Below are 12,341 nucleotides of genomic sequence, written 5' to 3'. Positions count from 1 at the left end.
CCAGGCTCTTTTCTTTTTCCCCAATACCATTTCGCACGGGCCTGCTTTCCGCGTGCAGTTTGACTCGACAGGCTTCGCCGGACTATTTGAACATGTGCCTTCCGTCCGGCGCGTGAACCGGTTGGAGTTTGGTCATGATCGGCAAATGGCGCGGCACGCGTGCGGCTCTGGCAGGGCTTCTGGTTGCAACGATAATGCTCGCCGGCTGCGGCGGCAGGCCGGTCGGGGTGATGCAGGCGGCCGGCACCGTGCCGCCGGGCACGTCGAAAGTCGATCTCCTGGTGGCGACGACGCGCGCTGCCGATGACAATCCGGCCGTGCTTTTCTCCGGCGAACGCGGCACGGGGCTTGCCGTCAACGCCGTCGATGTCTCGATCCCGCCGGAAGCCAATCGCAAGGTCGGCCAGGTGCAATGGCCGAAGCGGCTGCCGGCCGATCCGCTCCGTGACTTCGTCACCGTTTCCGTCGATCCGTTCGAGGGCGAGCGGGCAGGCGAGAGCTGGCTGAAGAGCCATATGCCGAAGAGCCGCCGCGTGCTCGTCTTCGTGCACGGCTTCAACAACCGTTACGAAGACGCGGTCTATCGCTTCGCGCAGATCGTCCACGATTCGCGTGCCGACGTCGCCCCCGTCGTCTTCACCTGGCCGTCCCGCGCCAGCATCTTCGACTACAATTACGACAAGGAAAGCACCAACTATTCCCGCGATGCGCTGGAGGAGCTGCTGACCCGTACCGCCGCCAATCCGGCCGTCGGCGACGTCACCGTCATGGCTCATTCGATGGGCACCTGGCTGACCGTCGAAGCACTCCGGCAGATGGCGATTCGCAACGGTCAGGTCGCGTCGAAGATCAACAATGTCATCCTTGCCTCGCCGGATCTCGATGTCGACGTCTTCGGCCGTCAGTTCATGAGCCTCGGCAAGGACAAGCCGCATTTCACCATCTTCGTCTCCAGGGATGATCGGGCGCTGGCGCTGTCGCGGCGCATCTCCGGCAATGTCGATCGCCTCGGCCAGATCGATCCCTCCGCCGAGCCCTATCGTAGCAAGCTTGAGGCGGCCGGTATCACCGTGCTCGACCTCACCAAGCTCAAGGGCGGCGACAGGCTGAACCACGGCAAATTCGCCGAAAGCCCCGAGGTGGTGAAGCTGATCGGCGACCGGCTGATCGCCGGCCAGACGATCACCGATTCCAATGTCGGTCTGGGCGAGGCGGTCGGCGCGGTGGCCATGGGGGCTGCCCAGACCGCCGGAAGTGCCGTCAGCGTCGCCGTCAGCACGCCGATCGCGATCTTCGATCCGCGCACCCGGCGCAATTACGATGCGCAGTTGAAGCGGCTCGGCCAGTCGATGGACAATACCGTCGGTTCGGTCGGCGACAGCGTCGGCGCCGGCCTGCCCGAAAGCCAGTAAAAATTCCGCGGAGCAATTCCAGCAAAAGTGCACGGCGGTTTTGCGTTTCGGAATTGCGTAAATCCAAAAGCTTAGAGCGGTTCCGCGTTTTCCGTGAAAAGCTGAACCGCTCTAGGCAGCACCGCCGATCTGATATATCAGGTTGACGAACGGCAATGCTGTCTGCCGTGCAGGTGGGTTGATCGCATGACGGATGAGACGAAGAAGAAGGTGGTCGTCGTGGGCGCAGGCGTGATCGGCGCCTCGATCGCTTTCGATTTGCAGCGGCGCGGATTTCAGGTCACGCTGATCGACAAGGGTGAGCCCGGGCGCGGCACCTCTTTCGGCAATATGGCGAGCATCGCGCTCGATTTCGCCGCCGGCTCCGGTCCTTCGACCTGGAAGAAGATCCCTGGCTGGCTGCTCGATCCCGAAGGCCCGGTCTGGCTGCGGCCGTCCTATGCCGCGCGGATGCTGCCGTGGTTCCTGCGCTTCCTCGCGGCCGGCCGGCCTTCGCGGCTCCGGGAAATCGAGGATGCCGGCATGAGCCTGTCGCTGCGGGCGCTCGGCGATTTCAGGGAAATGCTGCAGGCGATCGGCGCGTCCGAGCTGATGACGGAGGAGGGCTGTCTCGCCATTTACGAGACCGAGGCGGAATTTGCCGCAGACCGTGGCCACCTTGTCATGATGCAGCGCTACGGCCTCGAATTCGAGGTCTTGAGCAATGGCGCCATCCAATATCATGAGCCGGCCCTTTCGCCTGTCATCGCCAAGGCCGTGCTGCTGCCGGACAACAAGTCCATCCGCGATCCCTATAGGCTGGTCGTCAGGCTGACTGACGCAGCCATCGCCGCGGGCGCAGCCTTCGCCTCCGGCGCTGTGAGCAACATCGAGCGCAAGGGCGATGGCACGGTCGTCGTCGTCCTCGATGACGGACGTCGGATCGAGGCCGCTTTCGTGGTGCTCGCCGCCGGCGTCCACACCCGTTTCCTCGCCGCAAAACTCGGCGAACCGATTCCGCTCGAGACCGAGCGCGGCTATCACACGCAGATCATGAAACCGGGCATTTCAATGCGCTATTCAGTGATCTGGCCTCATCGCGCCTTCATGGTGACCCCGACGGCCGGCGGCATCCGCGTCGGCGGCAATGTCGAACTCGCCGGCCTCGACGCCGCGCCCGATTTCCGCCGTCCGCGCGTGCTGGTGCGGCACGCCCAGCGGGCGCTGCCGGGTCTGAAGGTCGAGGAGGCGACGGAGTGGATGGGCCATCGCCCGGCCTTGCCCGATACGATCCCAATCATTTCGCCGTCCTCGAAAATGCCGGGGGTTTTCTATGCGACCGGTCATGGCCATCTCGGCTTGACATATGCCGCAACGACAGCGCGGTTGATCGGCGATATGGTGAGCCGAGCAAAACCGTCGGTCGATATGACCCCGTTCCGCATAGACCGATACTGATTGAGAGCAATTCCAGGAAAAGTGTGAAGCGGTTTTCCCAGGCAAAGCGCGACGCGATTTTGCCGGGAATTGCGTTAAAACAAAAGTTGAAACCGCGTCGGCGGCGTCAGCCGTGACGTCCGAACTGGAGTTTCGAGATGAGATGGAAGCGCACGATACAGCTGCTGGACGTTCATGCCGAGGGCGAGATCGGCCGCGTCGCGATCGGCGGCGTTCCGAAGATTCCCGGCGAAACCATCGCTGCGCAGCTGCACTGGCTGAACACCGATCCGAAAGGCGACGAGCTCCGCCGCTTTCTCTGCCTGGAGCCGCGCGGTGCCCCGATCGGCTCGGTCAACCTGCTGCTGCCTGCAAGGCACCCCGACGCCGACGCCGCCTTCATCATCCTGCAGCCCGATCAGGCACATGCCAGCTCCGGTTCGAATTCGATCTGCGTGACGACGGCGCTTCTCGAATCCGGCATCGTCGAGATGAAGGAGCCTGAGACGATCGTGACGCTGGAAACCGCTGCCGGCCTCGTGAAGGCGGTGGCGACCTGCCATGACGGGCGCTGCGAAAAGGTCAGGCTCACCATGGTGCCCTCCTTCGTGCATGAGCTCGACGTCGAGATCGACACGCCGCATTGGGGGAAGATCAAGGCTGATCTCTGCTATGGCGGCATCTTCTATGCCCTCGTCGATGTCGGCCAGATCAATCTTACGATCGAGAAGGCCAATGCGGCCGGCCTCGTTCAGGCCGGCATGATCCTGAAAGAGCTGATCAATCGCGACATCAAGGTCGTCCACCCCGAAATTCCGGCAATCTCGGGCGTCGCCTATGTGATGTTCCGCGACACCGAGGCCGATGGCACGGTGCGCACCTGCACCACCATGTGGCCGGGCCGCGCCGACCGCTCGCCCTGCGGTACCGGCAATTCCGCCAATCTCGCCACCCTTCATGCCCGCGGCAAGGCCAAGGTCGGCGACACCTTCACCTCGAAGTCGATCATCGGCTCGGAATTCGAGGTCGGCCTGCAGGCAGTCACCGAAGTCGCCGGCCGCCCGGCGGTCATCCCCACCATCACCGGCCGCGGCTTCACCTTCGGTCTCACCCAGGTCGCGCTCGATCCCTTCGACCCCCATCCCGGTGGCTTCGCTTTGACGGACGTCTGGGGGCCGTCGGCAGGGGAGATTTGACCGTTCTAGCGGTGCCGAATGTGCGGTGGCTCCAGACGGTTTGCGCCAGGGTCTAGCCCGTACCAGCGATACGGAGCGGGTCTGGCGGAGCAGCATGCCACCCTTCATCACCCACGTCCCGAAGGAGCCGTTGGCAAGCGAGAACTTCTTGTCTCAACTTGCCTCCGGAAGAGAACCCTCTTTGCCGCCCATCAGCGACGTTGGGCTATCCTGGCGCTGATCTGGTCTGCGGCAAGACTCTCGGCCGGCGCCGGCCTGCCAAGCAGGTAGCCTTGGCCGATGTCGCAGCCGAGATCCTGGAGCCGTTGAAGTTGGCTTTCCTCTTCGATGCCTTCGGCCGTAATCGTCACCCCGAGGCCCGCGCCGAGCGCGATAATGGCCTTGATCACCTTGTCCTGCTTGTCGTTGGTTTCGAACGAAGCGACGAAACTCCTGTCGATCTTGATCTTGTCGAACCGGTAGTTGGAGAGCTGCGAGAGGCTGGAATAGCCCGTACCGAAGTCGTCGAGAGCAATCCGGACGCCGGCGTTCACCAGATCGTCGAGGACGATCCGTGCGGTGACGGCATCCTGGATGATGGCGCTCTCCGTCACCTCCAGCTCGATCCTATGCGCAGGCAGACCGACATCGCCCAATATCTTCAGAATCCTGAGGCCCAGCAATCGGTCGCTCAGCTGGATCGGAGACAGGTTGAACGACAGGACCAGATGATTTGGCCAGGAAAGCGCATCGCCACAGGCGTGGCGCAGCAGTTGGTCCGTCAGGTCGACGATCAGACCGGCCTCTTCCGCCACGGGGATGAACTCGTTCGGCGGGATGAATTCGCCGGATGCCGTCTTCCAGCGCGCCAGCGCTTCGAAACCGATAATCTCCTTCGTCTTCAGGTCGACGAGAGGTTGGTAATACGGGACGATCTCAGCATTCTTGATGGCGGCTCGCAGATCCGCTTCCACCCGGATCCGCTTCGCCAGCTCCTCCTGCATCGAAGGGACAAAGGACTTCACCAGATTGCGCCCCTGCTTTTTCGCCACATACATCGCACAGTCCGAATGGCGAATGACCTGGCTTAGATCGTCGCCATTTTCAGGGTGGAGCGCGAGGCCGACACTGGCGCCAAGATCGACGGCGACGCCATTGAATGTGAAGGGCTTGCTGATCGCGCTCACGATGCGGTTTCCCAAAGCGACGAGATCGGCATTTCTGGTGCGCCGCGCCAGAACGACGAATTCGTCGCCGCCAAGGCGGAAAATGTGATCACGCGGAAAGAGGGAAGAAAGCCGCTGAGCGACGGCCTTCAACACCGCATCGCCGTGATCGTGCCCGAGGAGGTCGTTGATCTTCTTGAAGCCGTCGAGATCGATGCTGAACACGGCATAGCTTTCCTGCGCCCTTTGATCGATCATCGACTGCGCGCAGACGGATTCCAGAAATCTGCGGTTAGGTAGTTCGGTTAGCGTGTCGTGACAGGCAATCCAGTCCACGTTCTTTTCGGCCTGCAGCCTGCGGTCAACCTCTATCGAGAGATCCCGGATTCTCAGCGCCGAGTAGATCAGCCCGAGAAAGCCGGACATATTGAGGGCAAGCAGCGCGTGGTCCAGTGGAAAGTCATGATGCTTTTCGATGAACTCATCCAGCCCCTCATGCCATTGGAAGCGCCAGGACAGGCAGAAGAGAAGCAGGAAGCACGAGAGCCAGGCCAGGATCTCCATCTGCGGTCTGGTGAGTCGGACGCGAGGCATAAGAACAGGCTCCTGGTGTGTGAAGAGCCATCATGGCCAGCTCGGAAGACCGCATCGTCCCCGACCTTATTCCGATCGACGACCTGTCGCCGAATGCCGGCATCGACGGCGCCGAAGACTGCCACGACTCATAGGGTGGAGCCAAGGGCATCGGCAATTCGATCACTGGCCAGACTGCGGGCATTCGTAAATCCGGATTTCAGTGTGGTCTTCGAAGATTAATGGCGCGTTTCCGCGGCGAAGGTTTGTGCGTTTCGCTGCGCGCAGCGGATATCTTCGTCGCAAATTGGATTCACCTCAGTGCGCTCGACGCCGAGATCGACGTGCTGCATCTTGACCCTCAAAGGCCGCCGGGAAGAAGAGGTGACCCGGCTCGCCGAATTCAGGCGGCATCCCGAATGTCGAAGCGGACCACCTTGCCGTCCCGAAATCGGAACACGTGCCCGATCGTCTTCTCTCCTTCGAGCGGTTGGCCTTGCAGGTCACGGACCGACTGCCGGACGTCGGCAATGATTGCGCCGTCCGCTGTCCGGTGAAAACCGACCGGCTGGACGTGGGGATCGATCATCGACCACTGACGCGTCCAATATTCCCGCACCGCCTCGCGCCCATGGACGTGGCCGCCATCCATGCCATTGGCCCAGACGACATCCTCGGCCAGCGCTGCCAGCACGGCATCTATGTCGCGTTCGTTGAAGCGCTCGTAGATGTGTTGGAGAATTTTGATATCGTCGTCCATTGCTTTCTCCTTGCTGAGGTGCGGGTTGCGATCGAGCCCCGCTTCGCGACGAACCATTTCGGTCATTGCTCCGGGCGGTCAACGAGTTTCAAAGCTCTGCCTGCCGCAGCAGCGCGTTCAGGCGGGCCGTCCATTCCGTGTTGCTGTCTCTGAACGGAGCAAGTGCATCGCCGGCAGCTTCGCGAAGATCGCGTGCCGCGGCAGCAAGGCGGTGAGCCTGCTGGCGGTGTCCCGCGGCCGCGTGGCAGCATGCCTGGATGCGCAGCAGCGCCGGCCAGTCGGGCCGCGCTTTCAGTGCCCGGCGTCCGGTATCGAGCGCGCCCTCGACGTCGCCGGAAAAGAGCAATGCCAGCATCAGCAGGCTGAACCAGACGCCGTTCTGCGGATCGTGCGGATTGAGCTCGAGGCCGTGCGCCAATGGCTTGCGCGCCCCGGCAGCGTCGCCCGAAAAAAGCCGAGCCATGCCGAGGACGAGATGCCCCAGGGCGAAGCTCGAACCGAGTTCGATGGATCGTTCCGCCGCCAGGATCGCCTGCTCGGCCTTGCCCGTATAGGCCGAGACGATCGCCAGCCCGTAGTGCGAATAGGGGTTGCGCGCATCGAGATAGATCGCCCGCAGCGCCGCATCCAGTCCTTCCTTCCCGTCTGCGGCGGGGTTTTCCGTCCAGCCGTAGGCGATGAGGCCGGCATTGACCCGCGCCCGCCAGATCTGCGCCTCCGGAAGCATGGGATCGAGCTCGGCGGCCTCGCGGAAGAAGCGCCGTGCGAGAAGGTGGGTGGGTTGCGTCACCTTGTGAAACTGGAACATGCCTTGCCGCACGAGATCCCAGGCAGTGATGTTGCCGGTGTGCGGAGCGATCGGAAGCCCGTGGCGCAACAGCAGTTCGGGCTCGATCGCTGCTGCGATCCGCTCGGCAATGGCGTCCTGCACGGCAAATAGCTCGGCCAGTTGAAGATCGTAATGCTCGGACCAGACGGTGGCGCCCTTGGGGGCGTCCGCGAGGTGCACCGATATCCGGATCCGATCGCCGGTATGCCGGATGGCTCCCTCCACCAGAAAATCGACCCCGAGTTCCAGCGCGACAGACCTCGAGTCCCCGGAACCATTCCTCCTGGCGAAGCTTGCCCCGCGTGAGGCGACGCGGAACCATCTGAGCCGGGCGAGCGCCATGATCAGGTCGTCGGCAATGCCTTCGGCCAGATACTGTCTCTCCACATCGCCGCCGAGATTTTCGAACGGCAGGACGGCGATCGCGGGCACCGACCCGGTTTGTGCGTGCCAGCCGCTCTCGGCTGTCTCGCTCCGCGTCTCCACCGGACCCGAAAATCTGTACCCCACCCGTGGAACCGTGACGATCCATTCGCTTCCGTCCAATGTAGGTCCGAGGAGCTTGCGAAGGGCAGCAATCTGAACGGAAAGATTGCTTTCCTCGACGGCCAATCCCGGCCAGACCGCATCCATCAATTCCGGCTTCGAGACCACATCCCCCTTTGCCGACAGCAGAACGCCAAGCAGGTTGGCGCCGCGGGCGCCGATGGCGACGGGCATGTTGTCGCGGAGCAGGCATCCGTTCTCGGCAATGAATTCGAAGCGGCCGAATACAAGGTGCGGGGGTTTCATGGCGGGAATGATACGCCGATTTCGCAGCTTTTCGGAATTTTTCGGCCTCGCTTCAGGACTTGCGGCGGCTGAGCGCGCAGAGTGGCTCCATCGCAGTGGTCGAAGTGGTGAGAGCGATGATCAAGGAAGCAACGCAACCGAAAGAATCTGAAGCATTCCTCGCCAAGGTCGTCCGCGCCGGCGGCAGTCATGTCGCCAGGCAGGGATCGGTCTATTGCTCCGGCGTCTCAGCTGAAAGCGCTGGGTCAACCATGCTGTGGCTCGGGACTATTTCGCTGCCCGCGGGGCGGCGAACCGGCGCCCATCGCCATGAGGGACACGAGACGGCTCTCTTGATGATCGCAGGTCTGGAGATCGAGATTTGGTCGGGGGCAGCACTTGAACGGTGCGAAACGGTCCGCCCCGGCGATTACCTGTTTATTCCGGCCGGCGTTCCGCATGTCGCCGTCAATCGCTGCAGCGAAGACGCCGAATTCCTCGGCGCCCGCAACGACGCAGCCGCGAATGAAAGCGTCGTTCTGATGCCGGAGCTCGACGAGATCGTACCGTGATGCATGTCGCTTCGGAACTGTCCGGCGGTTCCCGGCGCAAAGCCGCCTCAGGCTTTGGCGCGGCATGCTCCAATCACACCGGGAGGTGCATTATGGCCATTATCGAACAACGGCTGGCCGGAGTGGGGCTGGAGTTGCCCGAGCCTTTGAAGGTTCGCGACGGACTGCGCTTGCCCTTCACCTGGGTTCGCCTGCGCGGCACCCGCGCTTATATCTCGGGCCACGTCGCATGCAACCGCGACGGAACATTGGCAAATCCGCTTGGCAAGGTTGGCGCCGAGGTTTCGCCGGAGGAGGGTTACGCGTCGGCGCGGCTCGTTGCGCTCGCCCATCTCGCCAGTCTCAAGCGGGCCGTCGGGGACCTCGATCGGGTCACGGCATGGCTTCGCGTCTTCGCCATGGTGAACGTCGCTCCTGGCTTCAACGAGACGCCGCTGGTCACCAACGGCTATTCCGATCTGATCCTCGAGCTGTACGGGCCTGACGTCGGCGCCCACGCCCGCTCGTCCATCGGCATGGCCATCCCCTTGAATGCGCCGGTAAACTGCGAAGCGGAAGTCGAAATCGACGGGTGACCGAAGCGTACCCCCGTCAGTAGACAAACGGATCGACGTCGGCCGGCTGCGCACCCGCCTCCTTCGGATAGATGACGCCCTTGCGCAGGATGATGTTGGCATAGAGCCTGGGCTCGCTGGTCTGGATCAGCGCATGGGCGGCCCGCACCCGACCGTAGAAATCCTGGCCGACCAGCGGCACCACCTGACGGTGCGGTTCGTGACGGGCGCAGCAGTCGATCATCTCCTCATGCACCGGATCGAGCTTGTCGCGCTCGGCCTTGACGGTCGAGCGGAAGATCGCTTCCGGCACGAAATCGTCGATCGGCAGCACGCTGAGCACGGCATTGAGCACAGGGATGAGATGGTGGCCGTCGAGCCGGATCAGCCGGCGCGCATGTTCGACGCCGGGATAATTGCCGTCGACGATGGCGATTTCGTCGCCATGGCCCATGGCCCGAAGTATTGCGAGCAATTCCGGGCTCAAGAGCGGATCAAGTCCCTTCAGCATGGTCTACCTCCTTGAAGAGTACGTTCTGGTCGGTGAGATAGCGCGCAAAGATCGGCAGGCTGGCGCCGCCGATGGCGCGTGCCTGCGCGCCGACCGCGCCCTCGATGATTTCGGGCATGACAACGCCCTGCAGGTCGAGCTTGGCGGCTTCGTCGATCGTCGCCTGCACGATGCGGCTGCGCACCCAATGGGGAAAGCCGCCGTCGATGACGGCTGCGCTGAAATCGACGATCGAGGCGGCGGCGACGATCGCCTGGGCGAGCGCCTTGGCGCTGTCCTGGATCCACGCCTCCATCGGCTCGCCGAAATCCACCCAGTCGTCGGCGGAATACCACAGCGGTTCGGGATCGATACCGCGCTCGCGCAGCATATTTTCCAAGACGAAGATCGAGGCGATTTCGAGCAGCTGCTTGGTTTCGCCGTTCCTGTCGCGCACGGGCAGCGGCCCGATCGCGCCCGCCGTGCCGGTACGGCCGGAAAAGATCGCCGAATTCAGGACGATGCCGCCGCCGATGAAGGAGCCGATGAAGAAATAGACGAAGTCGGGATAAGAGGGGCCGACGCCGAAGACGAGTTCCGCGCCGCAGGCGCTGGTCGCATCGTTCTGCAGGAAAACGGGATGGGAGACGCGCGCGGCGATATCGGCCTGCAGGTCGACATCGCGCCAGACTTCCATGGCGCCCGGCGGCGCTCCCACCTCATCGGCCCAGTTCCAGAGTTCGAAAGGCGCGGCGATGCCAAGGCCGGCGACGCGGCCGCGCTGCTTTTCGTCGAGCTTGTCTTCGATCTCGCGGATGCCCGAGGTGACGAAGGCGAGGATTTCATGCGGCAGCGGATAGGCATAGGTCCGGTGCAGCTGCATCCGGATGCGGCCGACGAAATCCATCAGCACCAAATCGGCGCTGCGCCGGCCGATCTTCAGGCCGAAGGAATAGACGGCGTCGGGATTGAGATGCATCGGGATCGATGGCTGGCCCACCCGGCCGCGCACAGGCGCGCCGCGCGACAGCAGCCCTTCCTTTTCCAGCACCCGCATGATGACCGAGACGGTCTGGGCCGAAAGCCCGCTGCGGCGCGCGATATCGGCCTTCGACAGCGCGCCGTAGAGGCGCACCAGCGACAGCACGAGCCGCTCGTTATAGGCTCGCACCCTGACCTGGTTCGCACCGCCGGCCGGATTTAGAATCGGCGGCGGGACCGGCGTGTGTTCCGGTCCTTCCAAAGACGACATGGCCGCTCCTCCCGAGCGTTCGCCTCCTGCATTTTCCCCATCAGAGACGATTTAAGAAACCTGCAGCGGCTCAAAGCGGTAGGGCGTCCCCTGCGCGCCGGAGACACGGCGCTGGACACCCTAATTCCATCGAGCATGCCACATCGAATTAATAATTCAATTGGATTTATTTATTGACAAGCGGATTTCTTTCGCTCTTAATTGCCATCGTCAAGGACACCGACGGCTTTGGAGCGACAGCGACTGAGCGAAGTGTCATATTTTGAAAATTCCGGCCCGCAGGGGCGGCGCCGGCAAACTCTGGGAGGAGTTCATGAAGAAATCAGTTCTCGCTTTTGGCGCGCTCGCGCTCGGTGTCGCTTTTTCTGCTCCGGCGATGGCGGCTGACGTTTCCGCCTGCCTCATCACCAAGACCGACACCAATCCCTTCTTCGTCAAGATGAAGGAAGGTGCGACGGCCAAGGCCAAGGAACTCGGCGTTTCGCTGAAGTCCTATGCCGGCAAGATCGATGGTGACAGCGAAAGCCAGGTCGCAGCGATTGAAAGCTGCATCGCCGACGGCGCAAAGGGTATTCTGCTGACGGCCTCCGACACAAAGGGCATCGTGCCGGCTGTCAAGAAGGCCCGCGACGCCGGCCTGCTGGTGATCGCGCTCGACACGCCGCTCGAGCCAGCCGATGCCGCCGACGCCACCTTCGCCACCGACAACCTGCTCGCCGGCAAACTGATCGGTCAGTGGGCCAAGGAAACCCTCGGCGATAAGGCCAAGGACGCCAAGGTCGGCTTCCTCGACCTGACGCCGTCGCAGCCGACGGTCGACGTTCTACGCGACCAGGGCTTCATGATGGGCTTCGGCATCGACCCGAAGAACCCGGACAAGATCGGCGACGAAGACGACAAGCGCATTGTCGGCCATGACGTGACGAACGGCAATGAAGAAGGCGGCCGCAAGGCCATGGAAAACCTTCTGCAGAAGGATCCGAGCATCAACGTCATCCACACGATCAACGAGCCGGCCGCTGTCGGCGCTTATCAGGCGCTGAAGGCCGTCGGCATGGAAAAGAACGTGCTGATCGTCTCGGTCGACGGCGGCTGCCCGGGCGTCAAGTCGGTCAAGGAAGGCGTCATCGGCGCCACCTCGCAGCAATATCCGCTGCTGATGGCGTCGCTCGGCATCGAGGCGATCAAGAAGTTCGCCGACTCGGGTGAAAAGCCGAAGCCGACCGAAGGCAAGTCCTTCTTCGATACCGGCGTCTCGCTCGTCACCGACAAGCCGGTTCCCGGCCTCAAGTCGATCGACACCAAAGAAGGCACGGACAAGTGCTGGGGCTGAGCCCCGCTTGTTTGAAAGCGCACCGGCCGGGGCTTGAT

Annotated in this window: 11 protein-coding genes; 6 read left to right on the top strand and 5 right to left on the bottom strand. The window is 62.8% G+C overall.

Annotated elements, in window-relative coordinates; translation table 11 throughout:
• The first annotated feature begins 134 nt into the window (after positions 1-134).
• From PH551_RS03370 to PH551_RS03360, 3 genes are all read left to right on the top strand, one after another.
• The gene (locus tag PH551_RS03370) at positions 135-1,412 is read left to right on the top strand and encodes an alpha/beta hydrolase (RefSeq protein WP_285191857.1); all 1,278 of its coding nucleotides are present in this window, start codon (positions 135-137) and stop codon (positions 1,410-1,412) included.
• A gap of 186 nt (positions 1,413-1,598) precedes the next feature.
• Positions 1,599-2,849 carry an NAD(P)/FAD-dependent oxidoreductase gene (locus PH551_RS03365; RefSeq protein WP_285191856.1) on the top strand — a complete coding sequence of 417 codons (1,251 nt, stop codon included), beginning with the start codon at positions 1,599-1,601 and terminating at the stop codon, positions 2,847-2,849.
• Between the two features lie 137 nt (positions 2,850-2,986).
• Positions 2,987-4,024: a 4-hydroxyproline epimerase gene (locus PH551_RS03360; protein ID WP_285191855.1), complete on the top strand. Its 1,038-nt coding sequence runs from the start codon at positions 2,987-2,989 to the stop codon at positions 4,022-4,024.
• A gap of 191 nt (positions 4,025-4,215) precedes the next feature.
• Here the strand turns inward: PH551_RS03360 and PH551_RS03355 are convergent, their stop codons facing one another.
• The 3 genes from PH551_RS03355 to PH551_RS03345 all read right to left on the bottom strand — a co-directional run bounded on the left by PH551_RS03355 (position 4,216) and on the right by PH551_RS03345 (position 8,123).
• A complete protein-coding gene (locus PH551_RS03355; RefSeq protein WP_285191854.1) occupies positions 4,216-5,763 on the bottom strand; it encodes a putative bifunctional diguanylate cyclase/phosphodiesterase in 1,548 nt (515 codons plus the stop codon).
• Between the two features lie 382 nt (positions 5,764-6,145).
• Complete coding sequence (locus PH551_RS03350) at positions 6,146-6,502, bottom strand: nuclear transport factor 2 family protein (protein ID WP_183706621.1); 357 nt, start codon at positions 6,500-6,502, stop codon at positions 6,146-6,148.
• Positions 6,503-6,590: 88 nt separating this feature from the next.
• Complete coding sequence (locus tag PH551_RS03345) at positions 6,591-8,123, bottom strand: winged helix-turn-helix domain-containing protein (protein WP_285191853.1); 1,533 nt, start codon at positions 8,121-8,123, stop codon at positions 6,591-6,593.
• A 116-nt stretch (positions 8,124-8,239) separates the two neighbouring features.
• On the opposite strand from PH551_RS03345, the gene PH551_RS03340 reads away from it, so the two are divergent.
• Both PH551_RS03340 and PH551_RS03335 read left to right on the top strand, forming a co-directional pair.
• Positions 8,240-8,674, top strand: a complete 435-nt coding sequence (locus PH551_RS03340; protein ID WP_285191852.1) for a cupin domain-containing protein — start codon at positions 8,240-8,242, stop codon at positions 8,672-8,674.
• Between the two features lie 92 nt (positions 8,675-8,766).
• Positions 8,767-9,249 (top strand): RidA family protein, encoded by a 483-nt coding sequence (locus PH551_RS03335; protein ID WP_285191851.1) that lies wholly within the window; start codon positions 8,767-8,769, stop codon positions 9,247-9,249.
• Positions 9,250-9,265: 16 nt separating this feature from the next.
• Here PH551_RS03335 and PH551_RS03330 read toward each other — a convergent pair whose 3' ends face one another.
• Positions 9,266-9,739, bottom strand: coding sequence for an RbsD/FucU family protein (locus PH551_RS03330; protein WP_285191850.1), 474 nt, complete (start codon positions 9,737-9,739; stop codon positions 9,266-9,268).
• A complete protein-coding gene (locus PH551_RS03325) occupies positions 9,723-10,970 on the bottom strand; it encodes an ROK family transcriptional regulator (RefSeq protein ID WP_221127714.1) in 1,248 nt (415 codons plus the stop codon). Before PH551_RS03325 ends, PH551_RS03330 begins: the two co-directional genes overlap by 17 nt.
• A 313-nt stretch (positions 10,971-11,283) precedes the next feature.
• Between PH551_RS03325 and PH551_RS03320 the strand changes: the two genes are divergently transcribed.
• On the top strand, positions 11,284-12,303 hold the full coding sequence (locus PH551_RS03320) for a sugar ABC transporter substrate-binding protein (protein ID WP_085776787.1): 1,020 nt from the start codon (positions 11,284-11,286) through the stop codon (positions 12,301-12,303).
• Positions 12,304-12,341: the final 38 nt, after the last annotated feature.

The organism is Rhizobium atlanticum, assembly GCF_030182485.1.
Taxonomy (GTDB): Bacteria; Pseudomonadota; Alphaproteobacteria; order Rhizobiales; family Rhizobiaceae; genus Rhizobium.
This window is presented reverse-complemented; position numbering and strand designations above follow the sequence as displayed.

Bases quoted from the DNA above. Each gene is read 5' to 3' on its own strand.
- PH551_RS03370 (WP_285191857.1), top strand. From the start codon at position 135: ATGATCGGCAAATGGCGCGGCACGCGTGCGGCTCTGGCAGGGCTTCTG.
- PH551_RS03365 (WP_285191856.1), top strand. From the start codon at position 1,599: ATGACGGATGAGACGAAGAAGAAGGTGGTCGTCGTGGGCGCAGGCGTG.
- PH551_RS03360 (WP_285191855.1), top strand. From the start codon at position 2,987: ATGAGATGGAAGCGCACGATACAGCTGCTGGACGTTCATGCCGAGGGC.
- PH551_RS03355 (WP_285191854.1), bottom strand. From the start codon at position 5,763: ATGCCTCGCGTCCGACTCACCAGACCGCAGATGGAGATCCTGGCCTGG.
- PH551_RS03350 (WP_183706621.1), bottom strand. From the start codon at position 6,502: ATGGACGACGATATCAAAATTCTCCAACACATCTACGAGCGCTTCAAC.
- PH551_RS03345 (WP_285191853.1), bottom strand. From the start codon at position 8,123: ATGAAACCCCCGCACCTTGTATTCGGCCGCTTCGAATTCATTGCCGAG.
- PH551_RS03340 (WP_285191852.1), top strand. From the start codon at position 8,240: ATGATCAAGGAAGCAACGCAACCGAAAGAATCTGAAGCATTCCTCGCC.
- PH551_RS03335 (WP_285191851.1), top strand. From the start codon at position 8,767: ATGGCCATTATCGAACAACGGCTGGCCGGAGTGGGGCTGGAGTTGCCC.
- PH551_RS03330 (WP_285191850.1), bottom strand. From the start codon at position 9,739: ATGCTGAAGGGACTTGATCCGCTCTTGAGCCCGGAATTGCTCGCAATA.
- PH551_RS03325 (WP_221127714.1), bottom strand. From the start codon at position 10,970: ATGTCGTCTTTGGAAGGACCGGAACACACGCCGGTCCCGCCGCCGATT.
- PH551_RS03320 (WP_085776787.1), top strand. From the start codon at position 11,284: ATGAAGAAATCAGTTCTCGCTTTTGGCGCGCTCGCGCTCGGTGTCGCT.